19 protein-coding genes are annotated in these 21,440 nt (G+C 75.5%); 10 read left to right on the top strand and 9 right to left on the bottom strand.

Going from position 1 to position 21,440, the window contains the following annotated elements; all coding sequences use genetic code 11:
• The first annotated feature begins 147 nt into the window (after positions 1–147).
• Complete coding sequence (locus tag GYH36_RS12420; protein WP_162289996.1) at positions 148–1,233, top strand: aldo/keto reductase; 1,086 nt, start codon at positions 148–150, stop codon at positions 1,231–1,233.
• Between the two features lie 25 nt (positions 1,234–1,258).
• Here the strand turns inward: GYH36_RS12420 and nrdR are convergent, their stop codons facing one another.
• Both nrdR and GYH36_RS12410 read right to left on the bottom strand, forming a co-directional pair.
• On the bottom strand, positions 1,259–1,786 hold the full coding sequence (gene nrdR / locus GYH36_RS12415; RefSeq protein ID WP_024840604.1) for a transcriptional regulator NrdR: 528 nt from the start codon (positions 1,784–1,786) through the stop codon (positions 1,259–1,261).
• Positions 1,787–1,890: 104 nt separating this feature from the next.
• Positions 1,891–2,259, bottom strand: coding sequence for a LysM peptidoglycan-binding domain-containing protein (locus tag GYH36_RS12410; RefSeq protein ID WP_231492839.1), 369 nt, complete (start codon positions 2,257–2,259; stop codon positions 1,891–1,893).
• A gap of 331 nt (positions 2,260–2,590) precedes the next feature.
• On the opposite strand from GYH36_RS12410, the gene lexA reads away from it, so the two are divergent.
• A complete protein-coding gene (gene lexA, locus GYH36_RS12405) occupies positions 2,591–3,325 on the top strand; it encodes a transcriptional repressor LexA (protein WP_024840602.1) in 735 nt (244 codons plus the stop codon).
• A 117-nt stretch (positions 3,326–3,442) separates the two neighbouring features.
• Here the strand turns inward: lexA and GYH36_RS12400 are convergent, their stop codons facing one another.
• The 3 genes from GYH36_RS12400 to hflX all read right to left on the bottom strand — a co-directional run bounded on the left by GYH36_RS12400 (position 3,443) and on the right by hflX (position 8,257).
• On the bottom strand, positions 3,443–4,453 hold the full coding sequence (locus GYH36_RS12400; protein WP_162289995.1) for an L-lactate dehydrogenase: 1,011 nt from the start codon (positions 4,451–4,453) through the stop codon (positions 3,443–3,445).
• Positions 4,454–4,481: 28 nt separating this feature from the next.
• A complete protein-coding gene (locus GYH36_RS12395) occupies positions 4,482–6,584 on the bottom strand; it encodes an ATP-dependent DNA helicase (protein WP_376739825.1) in 2,103 nt (700 codons plus the stop codon).
• 113 nt (positions 6,585–6,697) lie between these two features.
• Positions 6,698–8,257 carry a GTPase HflX gene (gene hflX / locus GYH36_RS12390; RefSeq protein WP_162289994.1) on the bottom strand — a complete coding sequence of 520 codons (1,560 nt, stop codon included), beginning with the start codon at positions 8,255–8,257 and terminating at the stop codon, positions 6,698–6,700.
• Between the two features lie 146 nt (positions 8,258–8,403).
• Between hflX and GYH36_RS12385 the strand changes: the two genes are divergently transcribed.
• On the top strand, positions 8,404–9,093 hold the full coding sequence (locus GYH36_RS12385; RefSeq protein WP_115942399.1) for a class I SAM-dependent methyltransferase: 690 nt from the start codon (positions 8,404–8,406) through the stop codon (positions 9,091–9,093).
• Positions 9,094–9,106: 13 nt separating this feature from the next.
• Here GYH36_RS12385 and dapF read toward each other — a convergent pair whose 3' ends face one another.
• Positions 9,107–10,141 carry a diaminopimelate epimerase gene (gene dapF / locus GYH36_RS12380; protein ID WP_162289993.1) on the bottom strand — a complete coding sequence of 345 codons (1,035 nt, stop codon included), beginning with the start codon at positions 10,139–10,141 and terminating at the stop codon, positions 9,107–9,109.
• Positions 10,138–11,169, bottom strand: a complete 1,032-nt coding sequence (gene miaA, locus GYH36_RS12375) for a tRNA (adenosine(37)-N6)-dimethylallyltransferase MiaA (RefSeq protein ID WP_024840596.1) — start codon at positions 11,167–11,169, stop codon at positions 10,138–10,140. Before miaA ends, dapF begins: the two co-directional genes overlap by 4 nt.
• Before the next feature lie 186 nt (positions 11,170–11,355).
• Here miaA and GYH36_RS12370 point away from each other — a divergent pair, with 186 nt between their 5' ends.
• Genes GYH36_RS12370 through GYH36_RS12360 form a run of 3 tightly spaced genes read left to right on the top strand, consistent with a single transcriptional unit; the run spans position 11,356 to position 15,856 of the window.
• On the top strand, positions 11,356–11,847 hold the full coding sequence (locus GYH36_RS12370; protein WP_024840595.1) for a type III secretion system chaperone family protein: 492 nt from the start codon (positions 11,356–11,358) through the stop codon (positions 11,845–11,847).
• Positions 11,844–13,811, top strand: coding sequence for an HSP90 family protein (locus GYH36_RS12365; RefSeq protein ID WP_162289992.1), 1,968 nt, complete (start codon positions 11,844–11,846; stop codon positions 13,809–13,811). Before GYH36_RS12370 ends, GYH36_RS12365 begins: the two co-directional genes overlap by 4 nt.
• Positions 13,808–15,856, top strand: coding sequence for a hypothetical protein (locus tag GYH36_RS12360; protein WP_162289991.1), 2,049 nt, complete (start codon positions 13,808–13,810; stop codon positions 15,854–15,856). The genes GYH36_RS12365 and GYH36_RS12360 overlap by 4 nt, the downstream gene beginning before the upstream one ends.
• On the opposite strand, the gene GYH36_RS12355 is transcribed toward GYH36_RS12360, so the two are convergent.
• On the bottom strand, positions 15,846–16,460 hold the full coding sequence (locus tag GYH36_RS12355; RefSeq protein ID WP_162289990.1) for a hypothetical protein: 615 nt from the start codon (positions 16,458–16,460) through the stop codon (positions 15,846–15,848). The genes GYH36_RS12360 and GYH36_RS12355 overlap by 11 nt on opposite strands.
• A gap of 81 nt (positions 16,461–16,541) precedes the next feature.
• Between GYH36_RS12355 and GYH36_RS12350 the strand changes: the two genes are divergently transcribed.
• Both GYH36_RS12350 and GYH36_RS12345 read left to right on the top strand, forming a co-directional pair.
• Positions 16,542–17,138, top strand: coding sequence for a type III secretion system chaperone family protein (locus tag GYH36_RS12350; RefSeq protein ID WP_024840591.1), 597 nt, complete (start codon positions 16,542–16,544; stop codon positions 17,136–17,138).
• Positions 17,135–17,647 carry a type III secretion system chaperone family protein gene (locus GYH36_RS12345; protein WP_024840590.1) on the top strand — a complete coding sequence of 171 codons (513 nt, stop codon included), beginning with the start codon at positions 17,135–17,137 and terminating at the stop codon, positions 17,645–17,647. The genes GYH36_RS12350 and GYH36_RS12345 overlap by 4 nt, the downstream gene beginning before the upstream one ends.
• A 162-nt stretch (positions 17,648–17,809) precedes the next feature.
• Here GYH36_RS12345 and miaB read toward each other — a convergent pair whose 3' ends face one another.
• Positions 17,810–19,447: a tRNA (N6-isopentenyl adenosine(37)-C2)-methylthiotransferase MiaB gene (gene miaB, locus GYH36_RS12340; protein ID WP_246209378.1), complete on the bottom strand. Its 1,638-nt coding sequence runs from the start codon at positions 19,445–19,447 to the stop codon at positions 17,810–17,812.
• Positions 19,448–19,549: 102 nt separating this feature from the next.
• Here miaB and GYH36_RS12335 point away from each other — a divergent pair, with 102 nt between their 5' ends.
• Together GYH36_RS12335 and GYH36_RS12330 are read left to right on the top strand one after the other, a co-directional pair.
• Positions 19,550–20,368: an amino acid ABC transporter ATP-binding protein gene (locus GYH36_RS12335; RefSeq protein WP_024840588.1), complete on the top strand. Its 819-nt coding sequence runs from the start codon at positions 19,550–19,552 to the stop codon at positions 20,366–20,368.
• Between the two features lie 92 nt (positions 20,369–20,460).
• Positions 20,461–21,327, top strand: a complete 867-nt coding sequence (locus GYH36_RS12330) for a glutamate ABC transporter substrate-binding protein (RefSeq protein WP_024840587.1) — start codon at positions 20,461–20,463, stop codon at positions 21,325–21,327.
• Positions 21,328–21,440: the final 113 nt, after the last annotated feature.

Genomic DNA, 21,440 nt, shown 5'->3' with positions numbered 1-21,440 from the left:
GGTCGTGCCCCCTGCGGTCGCCCCACGAGCGGCACCCCGCCAGCCTCCCCCACCCGGGCACGCCGCGCCACCTCTTTGCCGTGGCCGCCCCTCCCGGACGAGCCGTTCGCGGTGGGCCGACCTCGGGGGCTCGGGTAGCGTCGACCTGTGCCGCTCGACCCTCCTGACGCCCCCGCCCCCTCGCCCGCCGATCCCTCCGCGCGACGCCGCGCGCTGCCGCACCGCCGTCTCGGCCGCAGCGGGCTGCGACTGCCGACGATCTCGCTCGGGCTCTGGCAGAACTTCGGCGAGGCGGACCCGCAGGCCACCCAGCGCGAGATCGTGCTGCACGCGGTCGAGCGGGGCGTGACGCACCTCGACCTCGCGAATAACTACGGCCCGCCCGGCGGCGCCGCCGAGGAGTCGATGGGCCGCCTCGTCGCGCGCGAGCTGCGCCCGGTCCGCGACGAGCTCGTCATCACCACCAAGGCCGGCTACCGCATGGGTCCGGGCCCCTACGGCGAGGGCGGCTCGCGCAAGTACCTGCTCTCGTCGCTCGACGCGTCGCTGCGCCGGCTCGGCCTCGACCACGTCGACATCTTCTACTCCCACCGCTTCGACCCGACGACGCCGCTCACCGAGACCGTCGGCGCGCTCGCCACGGCGGTGCGCTCGGGACGCGCGCGGTACGCGGGCATCTCCTCGTACTCCGCTCGGCGTACGCGGGAGGCGCTCGAGGTCGCCGCCCGGCTCGGCGTCGACCTCGTCGTCACCCAGGTGTCGTACTCGATGCTCAACCGGTGGGTCGAGGAGCCCGACCCGCACGACCCCGCGGGGGCGTCCGTCCTCGACGTCGCGGGCTCCGAGGGGCTCGGGGTCGTCGCGTTCTCCCCGCTCGCCCAGGGCATGCTCACCGACCGGTACCTCGACGGCGTGCCCGCGGGGTCGCGCGCTGCGCGGGGCGGACCCTTGCGGCAGTCGTTCCTCTCGGAGGAGAACCTGGGGCACGTGCGGCGCCTTCACGCGCTCGCGCGCGAGCACGGCCGGAGCCTCGCCACGACGGCGATCCTCTGGGCGATGCGCGACGAGCGGGTCACCTCGGTGCTGCTCGGCGCGAGCTCGACGCAGCAGCTCGACGACAACCTCGCGGCGCTCGACGCGCCCGCGCTCTCACCGGAGGAGGTCGCCGCCGTGGAGGCGCTCCCCGCCGACGCGGGCATCAACATCTGGGCGTCGAGGTCGAGCGACCTGTGAGCCGGCCCGCGGTCCCGGCGCGGCGTCAGCCGAGCGGTGCGGCGTCGCGGTCCGCCGCCACCTCCGGGTCGGCGGACGTGCCGCGGCTCGCCGCCGACTCGCGCTCCTCCCGCTCGACGCGCAGCGACGTGATCGCGCTCTCGAAGTCCTCGAGCGAGTCGAACGCCTGGTAGACGCTCGCGAAGCGCAGGTAGGCGACCTCGTCGAGCTCACGCAGCGGACCGAGGATCGCGAGGCCGATCTCGTACGCGTCGAGCTCGGCGCTGCCGCTCGCCCGGATCGTCTCCTCGACGCGCTGCGCCAGCACCGCGAGGTCGTCCTCGTTGACCGGTCGGCCCTGGCACGCCTTGCGCACGCCGTTGACGATCTTCTCGCGCGAGAACGGCTCGGTCACGCCCGAGCGCTTGACGACGGACAGGCTCGCGGTCTCGATGGTGGTGAAGCGCCGGTTGCACTCGGGGCACTGACGGCGCCGTCGGATCGAGGACCCGTCGTCGGACGTGCGCGAGTCGACGACGCGGGAGTCCGCGTGACGGCAGAACGGGCAGTGCATGGCGGGCTCCTCCGCGGGTCGCGCCGACAGGTCGGCGCGACGAACGTATGCCGTCGCGGCCGGGCCGTGCAACACGCTCGCGTGCGACGTGCGTCTCGCCCGCGCTACCCCTCCTCGACGGGGAGGAGGAGCTTCTGGCCCGCCTGGACGCCGGACGACGACAGCCCGTTGAGCTCCACGAGACCGCTGACGACGTCGCGAAGGTCCTCTCCCGGGGCCGCGACGCCCTGCGCCAGCTCCCAGAGCGTCTCGCCCGAGCTCACGACGTGCACCCGGACCTCGACGGGCTCGCCGGGCCCGCTCGCGACGGCGACGCCCACGCGCGCGGCGAGCACGAGGACCAGGGCTGCGAGCAGCACGAGGACGACACGGCCGCGCCGCGTGAGCCGCAGCGGCGCCTCGTCGTGCCGCGCGCGCTCCGTGCGGCCGCTCGCGAGGGCGACCGGCCCCGCCATGATTCCCACCGCCTGCATGTCTCCTCCGTCCCGACCGCGAGCCCGATCGCCTTCCCCGGTCGATCGGACCCGCCGCCCGTCGCGTGCGGCGCCCGACCCATGGTCGAACACCTGTACGTAGAACATCTGTACGAAGGTCTATCACGAACGACCGACAGAGTCGAGACATGCTCGAACAGGTGTTTGATTCGTGTCGCAACCTCCCCTAGCCTGGGGTCAGGTCGGTTCGCCGGACATGTCCGCTCGGACCTGGGGAGACGACCGAGGGCCCGGGGCGCACGCCCCGGGGTGGGGTGGCCGCGGGCACGCGTTGCGCCGGCGGCCCGCGACGGACGAGGGCGGAGCGACCATGGCGGGACGAGGCACGGACAGCGCACGAGGGCTCGCCGAGGTGCGCGAGCTCCCGGACGGCTCGGCGGGCGGCGACGGGCTCACGCCGCGCCAGCGGCTCGTGCTCGAGACCATCCGCGCGTGCGTCGAGCAGCGCGGCTACCCGCCGAGCATGCGCGAGATCGGCGAGGCCGTCGGCCTCACGAGCCCGTCCTCCGTGAAGCACCAGCTCACGACGCTCGAGCGCAAGGGCTTCCTGCGCCGCGACCCCAACCGGCCGCGCGCGATCGAGGTCGTCCAGCCGGACGACTCCCGGCGGGCGACGCCCCTCTCGGTCGCCGGCACCGCGCCCGAGCCCGCGTACGACGAGTCCCGCCCCGCGCCGTCGTACGTCCCGGTCGTGGGCCGCATCGCGGCCGGTGGCCCGATCCTCGCCGAGCAGGTCGTCGAGGACGTGTTCCCCCTCCCCCGCCAGCTCGTCGGCGACGGCGAGCTCTTCCTCCTGCGGGTCCAGGGCGACTCGATGGTCGACGCGGCGATCTGCGACGGCGACTGGGTCGTCGTGCGGCGCCAGCCGGTCGCCGAGAACGGCGAGATCGTCGCGGCGATGATCGACGGCGAGGCCACGGTCAAGAGCCTGCGCCGCGCCGACGGCCACGTGTGGCTCATGCCGCACAACGCCGCGTACGACCCGATCCCGGGCGACGACGCCCAGGTGCTCGGGCGCGTCGTCTCGGTCCTGCGCAGCCTGTGAACCGGCACGGCCTCTGAGGGCGCGAGAGCCGGGTGGTCGGCGGACCACCCGGCTCTCGTGTCCTCGGGCCCCGTGCCGCCCTCGCTCGGGCCGGGCCGCCGTCGCGCCCGCGCGGGGTCAGAGCCCGAAGCGTCGTGCGACGGCGCGCAGCGACTCCGCGGACGCGCGCAGGCCCGCGAGCTCGTCGTCCGCGAGCGGCACCCCCACGCGCTCGACGGCCCCGCGCCGATCCACGAGGGTCGGCAGGGAGAGGCACACGTCCTCGAGGCCGTAGGCGCCGTCGAGGAGCGTCGAGACGGGCAGGACGCGGTGCTCGTCGTCGAGCACGGCCTCGATGATGCGCGTCCCCGCGAGCCCGACCGCGTAGTTGGTCGCACCCTTGCCCTCGATGATCCGGTACGCCGACTGCACGACCTCGCGCGCGATGTCGTCGCGGACGTCGGCCGTGAGCGGTCCACGGCCTGCGATGCCCTGCCACTCGAGCAGCGGCACGCCGCCGATGGTCGCGGAGCTCCACAGGGGGATCTCGGTGTCGCCGTGCTCCCCCGCGATGTACGCGTGGACGTTCTGCACCGCCACGCCGCAGTGCTGGGCGACGAGGAAGCGCAGTCGCGAGGAGTCGAGGACGGTCCCGCTGCCGAAGAGCTGCGACGGCGGCAGGCCGGAGAACTTGAGCGCCGCGTACGTGACGATGTCCACGGGGTTGGTGACCATGACGTAGACCGCGTCGGGCGCGACCTCGACGAGCCCGGGCAGGATCGTGCGCATGAGGCCGATCGTGCCCTCGGCGAGGTCGAGCCGCGTCTGCCCGGGCTTCTGCTTGGCGCCCGCGGTCACGACCACGACGTCGGCACCCGCGCACACCGCGACGTCGTCGGAACCCTCCACGCGCGCCATCGGCATGAACTGGATCCCGTGCTGAAGGTCGAGCACCTCGGCCTCGACCTTCGCACGGTTGACGTCGAGCAGCGCGACCGTGCGCGCCGCCCCGCGCATGAGGGCCGCGTACGCGAGCGTCGACCCGACCGCGCCCGCGCCGACGATGGCGAGCTTCGTGGTGCGGGCCCCGCCTCCCGGACCGCCCGTGGTCGCGCCGCCGGTGCCCTGCGGGGACGTGCTCGTCGTCATCTCGCCTCCGTGAAGTCGCTGGAAGGCCTCAGCCTAGGGCGGCGAGGCGACGGAGCGCACCAGCGGCGACGTCGCGGTCGGTCGTCTGCCAGAACGGGGGCATCGACCGGGTGAGGAACGTGCCGTACCGGGCGGTGACGAGGCGCGGGTCGAGGACCGCGACCACGCCGCGGTCCTCCGTGGAGCGCACGAGGCGACCGGCGCCCTGCGCGAGCAGGAGCGCGGCGTGCGTCGCGGACACCTGCATGAACCCGTTGCCGCCGGCCGCCTCGACCGCGCGCGCCCGCGCCGACTTCACGGGGTCGTCCGGGCGCGGGAACGGGATGCGGTCGATGAGGACGAGCGAGCACGAGGGGCCGGGCACGTCGACCCCCTGCCAGAGCGAGAGCGTGCCGAACAGGCACGTGGCGGGGTCGGCGGCGAACTCCCGCACGAGCGTCGGGAGCTGGTCGTCGCCCTGGCACAGGACCGGCACGTCGAGCCGCTCGCGCATCGCCTCGGCCGCCGCGACGGCGGCGCGGCGCGACGAGAACAGCCCGAGGGTGCGCCCGCCGGCGGCCTCGACGAGCGTCGCGATCTCGTCGAGCTGGTGCTCCGTCGCGGCCTCGCGCCCGGGGGTCGGCAGCCGCTTGGCGACGTAGAGGATCCCCTGGCGCGCGTAGTCGAACGGGCTGCCGACGTCGATCCCGCGCCAGCGCGGCGCCTCGTCGTCACCGGTTCCTGTCGCGCCGAGGCCGAACGTGCGCGCGACCGCGTCGAAGCTCCCGCCGAGCGCGAGCGTCGCGGACGTGAAGACGCCCGTGCGCTCGGCGAGGAGGTGCGTGCGGATGAGGCCCGCGACGCCGAGCGGTGCGGCGTGCAGGCGGCTCGCGCCCTCGCCGAACCGGTCGGCCGTCCAGCCGCCCTCGCCGGGCCGCGAGCACCAGAGCACGTCGTGGCCCGTCGGGTCCGCGGCCATGCGCTCGGCGACCTCGAAGAGCTGGAGCATGGTCGACTGCGCCATCTTCAGCCCGCTGTCGGGCTGCGCGGGCTTCGTCACGCCCGTCTCGGGCTTGAGGGACGACAGGACCTCGCGCGCCGCGTCGCGCACCGCCGCGACCGCCGCGCGCGCCCCGTCCGGGAGCCCCTCGGGGAACCGCTCCGCCGGCAGCGCGCCGACGACCGTCCCGAACGCCGCGGAGGCCGCGTCGAGCGCGTCCGTCGTCACCCCGCCGTGGCGGCGCGCGAGACGTGCCGCGCTCTCGATCGCCGGGACGGACAGGTCGACGGTCGCGGCCGCGGTCACGCGGTCGGCGAGCTCGTGCGCCTCGTCGACGACGAGCACGTCGTGCTCGGGCAGCACCCCGGGCGACCCCATCGCGGCGATGCCGAGCATCGCGTGGTTCGTCACGACGACGTCCGCCTCGCGCGCGGCGGCGCGCGCCTTCTCGGGGAAGCACTCCGCGAGGAGCGGGCAGCGCTGGCCGAGGCACTCGAGCGCCGTGACCGAGACCTGCCGCCACGCCTTGTCGCTGACGCCGGGCACGAGGTCGTCGCGGTCGCCCGTCGACGTCTCGTCCGCCCACTCGCGCAGACGCACGACCTGCTCGCCGAGGGCCGCGGCGCTCGTCCCGCCGCGCGCCGCCGGGTGGTCGGCCGCGCCCGCGGACTCGCCCGGCAGGTCGAAGAGGGTCGGCTCGTCCGTCGGGTAGCCGCCCGCGATCTTGTGCACGCACAGGTAGTTGTGCCAGCCCTTGAGGAGCGCGATGGACGCCGGCCGCGGGAGACGGTCCGCGACGGCGTCGGCGACGAGCGGCAGGTCCCGGGTGATCACCTGGCGTTGGAGGGCGAGCGTCGCCGTCGAGACCACGACGCGCTCGTCGGTCGCGACGGCGTGCCGCACGGCGGGGACGAGGTAGCCGAGCGACTTCCCGGTGCCGGTGCCCGCCTGGACGACGAGGTGCTCGCCGCCCTCGATCGCCTCGACGACGGCGCGGGCCATCGCGTGCTGGCCCTCGCGCCGCGCCCCGCCGAGACGCGAGACGGCGACGTCGAGGAGCGCGTCGACGTCGGGCACCGTGCCCGGCGCGGCGCCCGGTGCGTCGTCGTCGAGGGTGTCGGGCGCGGGAGCCGGGCGGGTGGAGGGGGGCACCCGTCGAGTCTACGGTCGGGCGCCCACCCGCCGGCGGACCTGTGGACGGCCCGGCCCCGGTGCGGCACGACCCCGCGCGGGGCGTGCCGCGCGGGGTCGTGGGACGGCGGGCGTCAGCCCTGCGCCGCGGCGCCGACGAGCTCGGTCGCGAGCGCCTGGGCGACGCGGCCGCGCAGGAGCGTGCCCTCGGGCGTGTGCTCCTCGTGGTCGATCTCGCCCTCGGTGTGGACGCGGTGCACGAGGTCGCCGCGGCTGTAGGGCACCACGAGGTCGATCTCGACGTCCGGGCGGGGGAGCTCGTGCGCGATGAGCTCGCGCAGGTGCTCGATGCCCTCGCCCGTGTGCGCCGAGACGACGACGGTGCGCCGCTCGCGCAGCCGGATCCGCGCGATCGTCTCCGGGTCCGCGACGTCCGCCTTGTTGAGGACGATCACCTCGGGCACGTCCTCGACGCCGGGGATCCCGGCGAGGACGTGGCGCACGGCCGCGATCTGCCCCTCGGGGTCGGGGTGCGACGCGTCGACCACGTGGAGCAGCAGGTCGGCGTCGCCGACCTCCTCGAGCGTCGAGCGGAACGCCTCGACGAGCTGGTGCGGCAGCGCGCGGACGAACCCGACCGTGTCGGCGAGCGTGTAGACGCGCCCGTCCTCGGTGCGCGTGCGGCGCACCGTCGGGTCGAGGGTCGCGAACAGCGCGTTCTCGACGAGCACTCCCGCGCCGGTGACGGCGTTGAGCAGGCTGGACTTGCCCGCGTTCGTGTAGCCGGCGATCGCGACGGACGGGACGGCGTGCCGCTTGCGCGACGCGCGCTTGGTCTCGCGCCCGGGTGCCATCGCCTGGATCTCGCGGCGCAGCTTCGCCATGCGGTTGCGGATGCGCCGACGGTCCAGCTCGATCTTCGTCTCACCGGGACCGCGCGAGCCCATGCCCGCGCCGGCGCCGCCGACCTGGCCACCGGCCTGCCGGGACATCGACTCGCCCCACCCGCGCAGGCGCGGGAGGAGGTACTCGAGCTGGGCGAGCTCGACCTGGGCCTTGCCTTCCCGGGACTTCGCGTGCTGGGCGAAGATGTCGAGGATGAGCGCGGTCCGGTCGATGACCTTGACCTTGACGATGTCCTCGAGCGCACGGCGCTGGGACGGTGCGAGCTCGCCGTCGACCACGACGGTGTCCGCGCCGCTGGCGGCGACGACGTCGGCGAGCTCGGCGGCCTTGCCCGAGCCGAGGTAGGTGCCCGGGTCCGGCTTCGCGCGGCGCTGGATGACGCCGTCGAGCACCTGGGACCCGGCCGTCTCGGCGAGCGCCGCGAGCTCGCGCAGCGAGATCTCGGCCTCCTCGGCCGTCGAGGGCGCGCCGTCCTCGCGCGGGTCGGAGCCGGGGCTCCAGATCCCGACGAGCACGACCTTCTCGAGGCGCAGCTGCCGGTACTCGACCTCGGTGACGTCCTCGAGCTCGGTCGACAGCCCGGCGACGCGGCGCAGCGCGCTGCGCTCCGCGAGGTCGAGCTGCTCGCCGTCGTGCTCCGCGTGGACCGTGCCGCCCTCGGCACGCGCCGTGCCGGCCCGCGCGAGCACCCGTGCCACGACGTCGCTCGCGATGTCCCGCGTCGCGCCGGTCGGCTCGTCCTGAGCCGAGGTGGGGTTCGTGGGGGTGTCCGCAGGGGTTGGGCTCATGTGCCGCCTTCCGTCGGGTCCGGGCGCGCGTGCGCCCTCCAGGACAACAAGCGTGGCACGCGAGATCGTCCCGGTGCCAGCCGATAAGGCGTGCGGGCCCGCGCCGGGACCCGGTCGCCGGGCGCGCCCGCGTAGGATCGGCCGACGTGACCGAGGACCAGGACCGGGCCGTCGAGCCCCCGCACGACGACGCGCAGGACCACTACTTCACCGCGCGGCCGGCGTCCGCGGCCGAGCGCCGCACGATCTCGGTGCGGCTCGCGGGGCGCGACGTCGAGGTCGAGGTCGCGTCCGGCGTCTTCTCCCCCGGGCGGCTCGACCTCGGCACGCAGGTCCTGCTGCGCACCGCGCCAGCGCTCGACGACGTGCTCGCCACCCGGGCGGGCGGCGGGCCCGCGCACGTGCTCGACCTGGGGTGCGGGTGGGGCCCGATCGCCCTGACGATGGCGCTCGAGGCGCCGGGGGCGACGGTGTGGGCCGTGGACGTCAACGAGCGCGCGCTCGACCTCGTGCGGCGCAACGCGCAGCGCCTCGGCCTGGCCAACGTGCGGGCGGTCGTCCCCGACGAGGTGCCGGACGACGTCCGGTTCGCGGCGCTGTGGTCGAACCCGCCGATCCGGGTCGGCAAGGACGTGCTGCACGCGATGCTGCTGCACTGGCTCCCGCGCCTCGCGCCGGGCGCGAGCGCGCACCTCGTCGTGCAGCGCAACCTCGGCTCCGACTCGCTCCAGCGCTGGCTCGCCGAGGCGCTGCCCCCGCTGCTGCCGGGCGCGACGGTCGGACGCGCCGCGAGCGCGAAGGGCTTCCGCGTGCTCGAGGTCGTCGCGCCGTCCTGACGCGCTCGGCGCCTCAGGCGTGCGCCCGGTCGCCGTCCGCGGCGCCGGTCGCGACCACCTCGCCGCTCTCGTCCTCCTCGCCCTGCGGGGCGGGGTCGACGGCGCCCTCGGGCTCCGCCGTCCCGGGAGCTCCCGGGACGAGCGCCGCGAGGTCCACCTCGCCGGAGTACACGAGCTCGGCAGGACCCGCGAGCTCGACGCGGTCGCCCTCGAGCGCGCGGACGCGCACGGTGCCGCCGGGGACGTCGACGAGCCACGTGTCGGGTGCGTCGGGTCCGCCCCACACGCGGACCGCGAGCGCCGCCGCGCACGCACCGGTCCCGCACGACGGCGTCTCCCCCACCCCGCGCTCGTGGACGCGCATGCGCACGCGGCCGACGACGGTCCCGTCCTCCGCGGTCGTCTCGCCGAGCGGCACGACGAGCTCGACGTTCGTGCCGTGCGGGGGCTGGGGCTCGACGGCGGGCGCCTGCGTGAGGTCGGCGTGCGCGAGCAGGTCCTCGCGCGCCACGGCGAGCACGGTGTGCGGGTTGCCGAGGTCGACGCTCAGCGCGGGGCGCGGGACCTCCCAGCCGCGCACGACGACCGTCGCGTCGTAGCCGTCGTGCAGCGCGGGCCGGCCGCCGGGCAGGAACCACGGGCCCATGTCGACCGCGTACCAGCCGTCGTCCTCCTTGCGCACGCGCTTGACGCCGGCGCGCGTGCCGACCGGGACGTCGTTCCCGCCGGCGAAGCTCACGAGCCCGAGCCGCTCGGCGAAGGCCGCGAAGACGCGCACGCCGTTGCCGCACATCTCGGCGACCGAGCCGTCGGCGTTGCGGTAGTCCATGAACCAGATGGCGTGCGGGTCCTCGGCGAGCACCTCGCGCGACTCGGGGACGAGCGCCGTCGGGACGAGGCGGATGACGCCGTCGCCCCCGACGCCCCCGCGGCGGTCGGCGAGCGCGCGCACGAGCTCGGGCGTGAGGTCGAGCTCGCCCTTCGTGTCGGCGATGAGCACGAAGTCGTTGCGGGTCCCGTGGCCCTTGGTGAAGCGGGTGCGCGTCATGAGCCCAGACTACGGCGCACGGGCGCACCGGTGTCCGCTTCGTCCGGCTCGGCCTCCGCGACCGGTCCGGCCGCGGCCGCGCGCGCGTCGGCCGCGGCGACGGCCGCGAGCGCGTCCTCGACGCGCGTCGGCGACTGCGCGTCGAGCCAGCGCACGCGCGGGTCGCGCCCGAACCACCCCATCTGCTTGCGCGCGAGGCGGCGCGTGTTGGCGGTGACGGCCTCGCGGGCGGCGTCCTCGGTCGTCTCGCCGTGCAGCGCGGCCAGCACCTCGGCGTACCCGACGGCGCGACGCGCGGTGCGTCCCATGCCGAGGGCCTCGACGCGCCGCACCTCGTCGACGAGCCCCTGCGCCCACATCCGCTCGACGCGGCCGGCGACCCGGGCGTCGAGCACGGCGCGGTCGCAGTCGAGACCGATCTGGACGGTCGGGCGCACGTAGACCTGGCGCGGGAGGTTGGCGGTGAAGGGCGCGCCCGTGAGCTCCATGACCTCCAGGGCGCGCACGATCCGCCGCGTGTTCGCCGGGCCGATGCTCGCGGCGGCCTCGGGGTCGCGCCGCGCGAGCTCGTCGTGGAGCGCACGCGTGCCCTCCGCCTCGGCGCGCGCCTCGAGCGCCGCGCGCACGTGGGGGTCGGTGCCCGGGAAGCGCATGTCGTCGAGCAGCGCGCGCACGTAGAGGCCCGACCCGCCCACGACGACGGCCCGCGCCCCGCGCGCGTCGATCTCGTCGAGGACGCGCCGCGCCTGCGTCTGGTAGCGCGCGACGGAGGCGTCCTCGACGGGGTCGAGGACGTCGAGGAGGTGGTGGCGCACGCCGCGGCGCTCGGCGACGGGGACCTTCGCCGTGCCGACGTCCATGCCGCGGTAGAGCTGGTAGGCGTCGGCGTTGACGATCTCCGCCGGGGCGCCGGGGACGGACAGCCGCTCGGCGAGGTCGAGGGCGAGGTCGGACTTGCCGGTCGCGGTCGGTCCGACGACGGCCACGACGACACGGCGCGCGCGCGACGGGTCGTGCTCGGTCTTCACCCGCGCAACGGTACCGTCCGCGCTGGTCGCGACGGATGCCGCCGGTCCGGGAGGTCTGTCCCGTGTGGGTGGGGATGCGTAGGGTGTCCGTCGACCGCCCGCTCCTCGCGGGCCCTGCGTCGCGCACCCCACGGCTCCCGCGGTGGCGGGAGCGCCGGCGCCCCGACGACGACAAGGACTCGAGCCATGGGCTTCTTCACCAAGCCGGACGCCGCACCGACCAGCCAGAACGCGCCGCTGACGCGCGAGCGGGTCGAGGCGTTCCTCACGAGCCGCGACTGGCGGTACTTCGTCGACTCCGACGGGGACCTCGGCGGCAACTGGGACGGCAAGGTGTTCTTCTTCTTCCTCATGGGCGAGAAGCAGGAGATCCTCCAGGTCCGCGGGCGCTGGAACCGCACCCTGCCCGCCGAGGCGGAGGCGCAGGTGGCCCTCGTCGCGAACGAGTTCAACCGCGACAAGATCTGGCCCAAGGTCTACGCGCGCGTCGAGGACGACCGCCTCGCGGTGTACACCGAGGTGGCCACGGACCTCGAGTTCGGCGTCGCGGACGACCAGCTCGGCCAGCTCGTCGAGTGCGGGCTCTTCACGGGCCTGCAGTTCTTCGACGCGCTCGACGAGCGCTTCCCCGACACCGCGGCGCAGGCCGTGGCCGACGGCGCCGCCGGCGCGCGGTGAGCGGGACGGACGAGCGCACGGCGCGCGCCCCGGGCCCGTCCGGGAACCCGGCCCGCGAGGACGCGCCGGGCGCGGCCTTCCAGGTCGACCTGCGCGGCGTCGTCGACCTCCTCGCCCGGCACCTGTACTCGAGCCCGCGCGTGTACCTGCGCGAGCTCCTGCAGAACGGCGTGGACGCGATCACGGCGCGCGGCGCCCTCGGGGACACCGACGGGCCCGCCCGGATCGTGCTGCGGCCCCTCGCGGGCGGGGGCCTCGAGGTGCACGACACGGGCGTCGGCCTGACGCGCGACGAGGCCCACGAGCTCCTCGCGACGATCGGACGCAGCTCCAAGCGGGACGTCGAGCTCGGCACGGGGCGCACCGAGTTCCTCGGCCAGTTCGGCATCGGGCTGCTCTCGGCGTTCATGGTCGCCGACGAGATCGAGCTCGTGTCGCGCTCGGCCCGCCCGTCCGCGGCGGGCGGCCCGGCCGCGCCGGTCCGCTGGCGCGGGCGCTCGGACGGGCGGTACGAGCTCGTGGAGCTCGCCCCGGACGACCCCGACGCGCCCGCGGAGCCCGGCAGCGTGGTGCGGCTGCGCCCGCGCCGGGACACCGAGCACTGGCTGGCGCCCGAGACCGTCGTCGCGCTGGCGCAGGACTTCGGCTCGCTCCTGCCGGTCGAGCTGCTCGTCGAGACGCGCCTCGACGACCCGGCCGCGGACGGTCCCGACGCTCCCGTCGCCCTGCGGCGGCTCAGCGGCGAGGACCTGCCCTGGCGCGCGGCGCACCCGACGCCGGCGGCGCGCGACGCCGCGCTCGCCGCCTACGCCGAGCGCACGCTGGGCTTCACGCCGCTCGCCCGCATCGACCTCGACCTGCCGCTCGCCGGCCTGTCCGGGGTCGCGTACGTCCTGCCCGCGGCCGTCGCGCCGACGACGACCGCGCGCCACCGCGTGTACCTCAAGCGGATGCTCCTCGGCAGCGCCGTCGACGACCTGCTCCCCCCGTGGGCCTTCTTCGTCCGGTGCGTGCTCGACGCGTCCGTGCTGCGCCCCACGGCGTCGCGCGAGGGCCTGTACGAGGACGAGGTGCTCCTCGCGACCCGGGACGCGCTCGGTGCGCAGGTGCGGCGGTGGCTCCTGGAGACGCTCGCGACGGACTCGGCCCTCGCGCGGCGCTTCCTCGAGACCCACCACCTCGCGGTCCGGGCGCTCGCGCTCACCGACGACGAGATGCTCGACGTCGCGGCCCGCGTGCTGCCGTTCGAGACCACCGCCGGCACGGGCACCCTCGCGGACCTCGCGGAGGCGCACCCCCGCGGCCGGCTGCTCTACACCACGACCGTCGAGGAGTTCCGGCGCATCGCGCCCGTGGCCGCCGCGCAGGGCCTGCCGGTCGTCAACGGCGGCTACGTCTACGACGCCGCGCTGCTCGAGCGCGTCGCGGCCCGCTTCCCGGCGTGGCGACTCGCACCCGTCGCGGCCGCCGACGTCTCGCACGTCCTCGCCGGGGTCGAGCCGCTGCGCGAGCTCGAGGTCGCCGACGCCCTCGCGGCGCTGGACGCCGCGCTGGACGAGCAGGGCTGCGACGTCGTCCTGCGCCGGTTCGAGCCGGACGCCCTGCCCGCGATGCTCCTGCACGACCGCGACGGCGACCACGCCCGCGAGGCGGCACGCGCCGCGGAGACCGACGACCTGTGGGGCGAGATCCTCGCCGGGATCAGCGGACCCTCGCGCCCGCGCCGGCTCGTCCTCAACGACGCCAACGACACGGTGCGCGACCTGCTCGCGAGCCCCGACGCCGACGTCCGCGCGGCCGGGGCCCGGTCCCTGTACGTCACGGCCGTGCTGGCCTCCGGCAAGGCCCTCCAGCCCGCCGGGGCCGCCCTCATGAACGACTCGCTGTCGCTCCTGCTCGCCCGTGCCCTCGCGGCCGGGCCGGGCGCGAGCGCCGACCGCTCCCCCGACGAGGAGAACCGATGACGCGGTCCGTGGACCAGGTGAACGCCGCCCTGCACGACGTCCGGCGCATGCCGTACGGCCTCGCGCGCTCGACGGCCGCCGCGGCCGAGCTCGAGCGCGTCGACGCCGAGGGCCCCGACGCCGCGCGCGCGTACGCGCTCTTCGTGCTCGTCGAGGCGTACGTGTGGGGCGGCGAGGTGACGAAGGCGTACCTGCCCTTCACCCGGCTGCTGCGCTGGTGGGACGAGCACCCGGAGCACTTCGACGCACAGGACGCGCACTCGCTCTTCTGGTCGTTCAAGTGGATGGTCGGGCACCTCATGGAGTTCCCCGACGTCCCGGCCGGGCAGATCGAGCGGACCCTCGACGACATGGCGCGGCGGTACGCCCTCGCGGGCAACGGCACGAACGCGGTCGCGCTCGAGCGCTTCGAGTGGGCGCGCGAGCGCGGGAGCGCGGACGTGGAGGACGCCTACCGCGCCTGGGTCGCGACGCCGCGCGACGAGTACTCCCAGTGCGAGGCGTGCGAGCCCGGCGACCGCGCGGCCTATCTCTTCGAGACGGGCCGGTACGACGAGGGCGTCCGGCTCCTCGAGCAGGTGCTGCAGGGGTCGCCGTCGTGCGCGACCGAGCCCGGGGACATGCTGTCGCACCTCCAGCTCGCCTACCTCGAGGTCGGCGACGCGGAGGCCGCCGCGCGCACGCACCGGCGTGGCCTGCGCCACCTCGACACCGGCGTGTCGATGACCGGTCCCACGGGCCGGCACGTCGAGTTCCTCGCGCGCACCGGCAACGCGGCACGGGCGCTGCGCCTCCTCGTCGAGCACCAGGCGTTCCTCACGGAGGCGGACTCCCCCGGGGACCGGCTCGGCTTCCTCACGAGCGCGAGCGTCGCGACGGGCGTGCTGCGCGACACGCACGCGGACGCCCCGCTCGCGCTGCGGGACGTCCCCGCGTCGACCGTGGCCGAGCTCGACGACTGGGCGCGCCGCGAGGCGGCCGACCTCGCGCGCGCGTTCGACGCGCGCAACGGCACGACCGCCGCGTCCGAGCGGCTGCACGCCGCGTGGGCGCGCGGCGCGCGCACGCTCCCGGTGGACCTCGCGGTGCTCCGCACGGACGCCGGCGGCACGGGATCGACCCCCGTCCCCGCGGGGTCCGTCACCACCGGGTCCGTCACCACCGCGGCCGTCGCCGCAGAGGTCGGCACCGCAGGGGTCGGCACCGCGGATGCCGTCGCCGCCGCTCCCGCGCCCCGGCCCTCCGAGGGCGCGCCGGACGACCCGTCCGCCGCGGGCGCGCCCGGTGCCGAGCCCGCCGACGCGGACGGGCTGCTCGCCCTCGCCGAGGACGTCGCGCGCGAGGACCCCGTGCGCGCCGCGCAGCTCCTGCGCCGCGCGTCGACCCTGCTCGAGACCGTCGGGCACCTCGACCGCGCGGGCTTCGCGCTCGCCGAGGCCGCGCAGCTCGCCGCCGTCGACGGCGACGACGAGGGCGCCGCGCCCGCGTTCGCCCACGCGCTCGCGCTGCTGCGCGCCGGCGGCGTCGCGCCGCGCTTCGTCGGCCCCGTCGTCCGTGCCTCCGCGCGCGTCGCGGCCCGGCGCGGCGACGTACCCGCGGCCCTCGCCCAGGTCGACCGGACGCTCGCCGACCTCGCCGCCGCGGACGACACCGCCGCGGAGCCCCGCGCCGCCGACCTCGTGGAGCGCGACGCTTCGGCCGCCGAGCACGAACGCCGCGAGCTGCGCGACTCCCGGGCCCGGCTCCTCGCGACCGCCGGCGAGCTCGACGCAGCGGCGACGCTCGCCGAGCGCGTCGCCGAGGAGTTCGCGCGCGCCGGCGACGTCGGCGACGCGGCGCACGCGTTCTGGCTCGCCGGGCGGTCGCGGAGCGCGGCGGGCGCCGACGCGGACGCCGTGGACCTGCTCGAGTCGGCGATGGAGGGGTTCGCGATCGTCCACGACCGCGACGCGCGCGCGACCGTCGCGAACGAGCTCGTCGCGGTCCTGCGCCGTCTCGGGCGCGAGCAGGACGCCGCCGCGGTAGGCGCCGGCCTCAACGGCTGACGCCGCTCCCCGCGGACGGTGCCGGGCCGTCGTCGTACCATCGCACCGCGGAGGTCGCGCCGGCGCGGACGGGCGACGCTGCGCGAGCCTCCGCGTCGTCGCCCGGCAGCCCGAGGCCGTCGAGCACGGCGGCAGGAGCGGCGAGGCGCGGGTCGTCCATCACCACGACGCGCGCGCCGCGACGCGCGAGCGCCGCGCCCGCCATGCGTGCGGCCGCCGCGTCCTGGCCGCCGACCTCCAGGACCTCGACCGGGCCCGCCCACCCCGCGCCGGCGAGTGCGAGCAGCCCGACGGATGCCGCAACCCCTGCGACGGGACGGTCGTCGTGACGAGTGGCCGCCGCCCACGTCGGGTCGACCCACGCGTCGGCGACGCCCGCGGCGGCGAGCGACGCGCGCGCCGGTCCCCGCACCGGTCCCGCCGGGAGCGGCGTCCCGGGGGCCACCACGACGACGGGCACGGAGCCGTCGCCGGGCACGCCGTCGACGAGGCGCCCGAGCGCGGCGAGCGCCGCCTCGCGCTCCTCCTCGAGAACCGTTGCCGCGCCCGCGGCGCCCGGCACGAGGAGGGGGGTACCGGGCAGGACGACGGCGCGGACGGTCACGGCCCCACCGTAGCCCGCCGCGGGCGGGCACCGGGGGGGCGCGATGCGACGTCCGGGCGTGCGCGCGAGTACGGTAAGAGGGTGAGGTTCTTCGGGGCGCAGGACGACGACGACCGGCGGGACGGCGATCCCCGCGGGTCCTCCGACGGCGGCGGGACGGCACCCCGCACGGGCGACGAGCTGCAGTCGCAGGTCGAGGACCTTCTCGCGCGGGAGCTCGGACAGGTCGCGACGGACGTGCTGCGTCCGCCGACCCCGCTGACGCTCTCGCGCGTCGTCGAGTGGATCACCGACAGCGGGTACAGCTACTTCGTCGACTCGGACGGCGACGTCGGCGGGCTGTGGCACGGCCGCCTGTTCTACTTCCTCCTCTTCGGCAACGGCGACGAGATCCTCCAGGTGCGCGGCCAGTGGAACCGCGACCTGGCGCTCGAACGGCTCGAGGAGATCCTCGAGTTCTGCAACGAGTGGAACGCGGACCGGATCTGGCCCAAGACGTACACGCGCGTGCGCGACAACGGCATGGTCCAGGTGTTCACCGAGGTCACGGTCGACCTCGAGCACGGCGTGACGGACGACCAGCTCGACCAGCTCCTCCAGTGCGGGCTGAGCACGGGGTCGATGTTCTTCGACGCGCTCGACGAGTTCTACCCGGACCCGGCGAGGCAGGCGCCATGACGCAGGCCCGCACCAACTGGTTCACGCGCCTGTTCGGCAACCGCCGGCCCAAGGCCCCCGACTCGCTGCCCCGCGAGGCGGAGCTGCCGCGCGCGCTGTCGATGTCGCGCGTGGGCGACCACCTCACGCGCCGCGGCTACCACTTCCGCGTCGACGACGACGGCGACATCACGGGCACGTGGGACGGGCACCGGTTCTGGTTCCTCCTGCTCGGCGACCGCTCCGAGATCCTCCAGGTGCGGGGCCGCTGGTCGACCTCGCTGCCGCTGGAGTCGCGGCTCGTCACGCTCCAGGCCGTCAACGACTGGAACCGCGAGCGCATCTGGCCCAAGGTGTACCTCCGCGAGGAGGCGGGACGGCTCGCGCTCTACGCCGAGGTCTCCGTCGACCTGGAGCACGGCGCGACGGACGCGCAGCTCGCGCAGACCGTCTCGTGCGGGCTGGGCACCGCGGTGCAGCTCTTCCACGCGATCGGCGCTCAGCTCCCCCCGGGCACCCTGGACGGCTGACCCTCCGGTCACCCGGTCACCGGGTCCGCGCGCCGGGACGGCGTCGGTGCTCGGGGCTGCCGCGCCGGCGCCCGGCTCGGACGGTCGTCCGTCGTCGAGCGGGTCCCACCCTCTCGCGTCCGACCTCGTCCCGCGCCGCCCTCGGCGCCCTGCCCGGGCTGCTCAGGCGCGGACGGTCGGCAGGCCCAGGACGACCGGTCCGGCAGGGGCTCCCCCGCCGTGGCCGTGACCGTGCTCGTCCTCCCCGCCGAGGCGAGCGCGCTCGCGCCGCGCCCACGCGTCGCCCGAGCGCGTGCGGCGCACCGCGAACGTGCCGCCCGCGAGGGCCGAGTCGGCGATGAGGTGGTGCGGCGCCGCGCGCGTGACCTCGACGGTCACGACGTCGCCGGGGCGCGGCAGGCGCGCGTCGAGGTCGTCCGCGAGGCGCGGGTCGCCCGCCTCGGGCGCCCCGGCGTCGTCGGGCACCGCGAGCACGACGTCGGTCGGCAGCGCGAGGTGCACGAGGCGGTTGTCGGGGGCGCGGCCCGTCACGCGGTGCGTCGCGCCGTCCTTGCGCCCGGAGCCCTCGCCCACGAGCACGTCGAGCGTGCGCCCGACCTGGCGGGCGGCTTCCTCGCCGGCGATCCGCTCCTGGAGCGCCTGGAGCCGCTCGAAGCGCTCCTGGACGACCTCCTTCGGCAGCTGGCCGTCCATCGTCGCGGCCGGCGTCCCCGGGCGGGGCGAGTACTGGAACATGAACGCCGAGGAGAAGCGCGACGCCTCGACGACGCGCAGCGTCTCCGCGAAGTCCTCCTCGGTCTCGCCGGGGAAGCCCACGATGACGTCCGTCGTGATCGCGGCGTCCGGCATCACGGCGCGCACGCGGTCGAGGATGCCGAGGAACCGCTCCGAGCGGTACGAGCGGCGCATCGCACGCAGGATCCGGTCGGAGCCGGACTGCAGCGGCATGTGGAGCTGGGGCATGACGTTCGGCGTCTCGGCCATGGCGGCGATGACGTCGTCGGTGAACGCCGCGGGGTGCGGCGACGTGAAGCGCACGCGCTCGAGCCCGTCGATCGTGCCGCACGCCCGCAGCAGCTTGGCGAACGCGCCGCGGTCGCCGAACTCGACGCCGTAGCTGTTGACGTTCTGGCCGAGCAGCGTGACCTCGATCGCGCCGGCCTCGACGAGCGCCCCGACCTCCGCGAGGACCTCGCCCGGGCGACGGTCGCGCTCCTTGCCGCGCAGGTGCGGCACGATGCAGAACGTGCACGTGTTGTTGCAGCCGACGCTGATGGACACCCAGCCCGCGTAGACGGACTCGCGCTTGGTCGGCAGCGTCGAGGGGAAGACCTGCAGCGACTCGGCGATCTCCACCTGGGCGGCCTCGTTGTGGCGCGCGCGCTCGAGCAGCACCGGCAGGGCGTCGAGGTTGTGCGTGCCGAACACGACGTCGACCCACGGCGCCTTCTCGACGATGGTCCCGCGGTCCTTCTGGGCGAGGCAGCCGCCGACGGCGATCTGCATGCCGGGGCGCGCGGCCTTCACGGACGCGAGCTGGCCGAGGTTCCCGTACAGGCGGGTCGCGGCGTTCTCGCGCACCGCGCACGTGTTGATGACGACGACGTCGGCGCGGCTCGCGGCCTCGTCCTCGGCGCTCGCGCGCGTGTACCCGGCCTGCTCGAGCATCCCCGCCATGTGCTCGGAGTCGTGGACGTTCATCTGGCAGCCGAGCGTGCGGACGACGTAGGTGCGCGGGCGCGCGTCGTCGGTCGGCGCGGCGGGCGCGGCCAGGACGGGGGTGGGGGCGATCGTGGACATCACCGTCCAGGGTACGGCGCCGGGTGCCGTGTTACTGAACTGTTGCCCGACTGTTGCCGGATCAGGTGGCACTGCGCAACAGAAGGGACATAGTGTCCAGGAATGGCCGACGAGACCTCATCGCCGTCCGACGCGCAGAGCAGCGCGCAGGACGCTCCGCCCAGCACCGCAGCGCAGCCCCTCGGGGAACCGCTCGTCGAGCTGCGCGACGTCAACAAGCACTTCGGGGACCTGCACGTGCTGCGGGACATCAACCTGACCGTCCGTCGCGGCGAGGTGCTCGTCGTCATCGGGCCGTCGGGCTCGGGCAAGTCCACGCTGTGCCGCGCGATCAACCGTCTCGAGACGATCGACTCCGGGGAGATCCTCGTCGACGGCGAGCCGCTGCCGCAGGAGGGCAAGGCGCTCGCGCGCCTGCGCTCCGACGTGGGGATGGTCTTCCAGTCGTTCAACCTCTTCGCGCACAAGACGATCCTCGACAACGTGACACTCGGGCCGGTCAAGGTGCGCCGCGAGAAGACGAAGGACGCCAAGGAGCGCGCCCTCGCGCTGCTCGACCGCGTGGGCGTGGGCAACCAGGCGCACAAGATGCCCGCCCAGCTCTCCGGCGGCCAGCAGCAGCGCGTCGCGATCGCCCGGGCGCTCGCCATGCACCCCAAGGTCATGCTGTTCGACGAGCCGACCTCGGCGCTCGACCCGGAGATGATCAACGAGGTCCTCGACGTCATGGCCGCGCTCGCCAAGGAGGGCATGACGATGATCGTGGTCACGCACGAGATGGGGTTCGCGCGCAGGGCCGCGAACCGCGTCGTGTTCATGGCCGACGGCCAGATCGTCGAGGAGGCCCACCCGGAGGAGTTCTTCACGGCGCCGAAGAGCGAGCGCGCGAAGGACTTCCTCTCCAAGATCCTCACCCACTGACGCCCTCGGACCGAGGGCGACACCCCCACACCCCGGCCGGCCGACGGGGCACACGCCCGGCGGGCGGCCACCACTCACGAAGGGTAGGAACGATGCGCACACGACACGCAGGTGCGGCCGTCCTCGCCGCGCTCACCGCGCTCACGCTCGCGGCGTGCGGCGGCGGCGAGGTCGGCGACGACAGCACCACCACGGACCCCGAGCAGACCGCGGGAGGCGGCGGCGGCGAGTCGATCAAGATCGGCATCAAGTTCGACCAGCCGGGCCTCGGCTACCAGGACGGCTCCACGTACACGGGCTTCGACGTCGACGTCGCCACGTACGTCGCGGGCGAGCTGGGCTACTCCGAGGACCAGATCGAGTGGGTCGAGGCGCCGTCCGCGCAGCGCGAGACGATGCTGCAGACCGGCCAGGTCGACATGATCTTCGCGACGTACTCCATCACGGACACGCGCAAGGAGACGGTCGCGTTCGCCGGCCCGTACTTCGTCGCCGGGCAGGACCTGCTCGTCGCCGAGTCGAACACCGACATCACCGGCCCGGAGTCGCTCGAGGGCAAGAACCTGTGCTCCGTCACGGGCTCGACGTCCGCGCAGCGCATCAAGGACGAGTACGCCGCCGGCGTGCAGCTGCTCGAGCGCCCGGGCTACGCGGAGTGCGTCACCGCGCTCACCGCCGGCCAGGTCGACGCCGTCACGACCGACGACATCATCCTCGCCGGTCTCGCGGCCCAGCCTGCCAACCAGGGCAAGGTCAAGGTCGTCGGCGCCCCGTTCTCGACCGAGCGCTACGGCGTCGGCCTCCCGCAGGACAACGACATCTGCGAGGACGTCAACGCGGCGATCGAGAAGATGATCGAGGACGGCTCCTGGGAGGAGTTCGTCACGAAGAACACCGAGGGCACCGGGTACACGCCGAACGCGAGCGAGAACCCGCCGACGGTCGACCCCTGCGCCTGACCGTCCACGATCGGGGGAGCGGCGCACCGGTGGGCCGCTCCCCCGGCCCTCCCGTCGGGGCCCCGCCCGGGCGCCCGACCCCGCCCGGGGGGAGCCCCACCCTGGGGGGCGGC

The sequence above is a fragment of the Cellulosimicrobium composti genome, assembly GCF_010287905.1.
Taxonomy (GTDB): domain Bacteria; phylum Actinomycetota; class Actinomycetes; order Actinomycetales; family Cellulomonadaceae; genus Cellulosimicrobium; species Cellulosimicrobium composti.
This window is presented reverse-complemented; position numbering and strand designations above follow the sequence as displayed.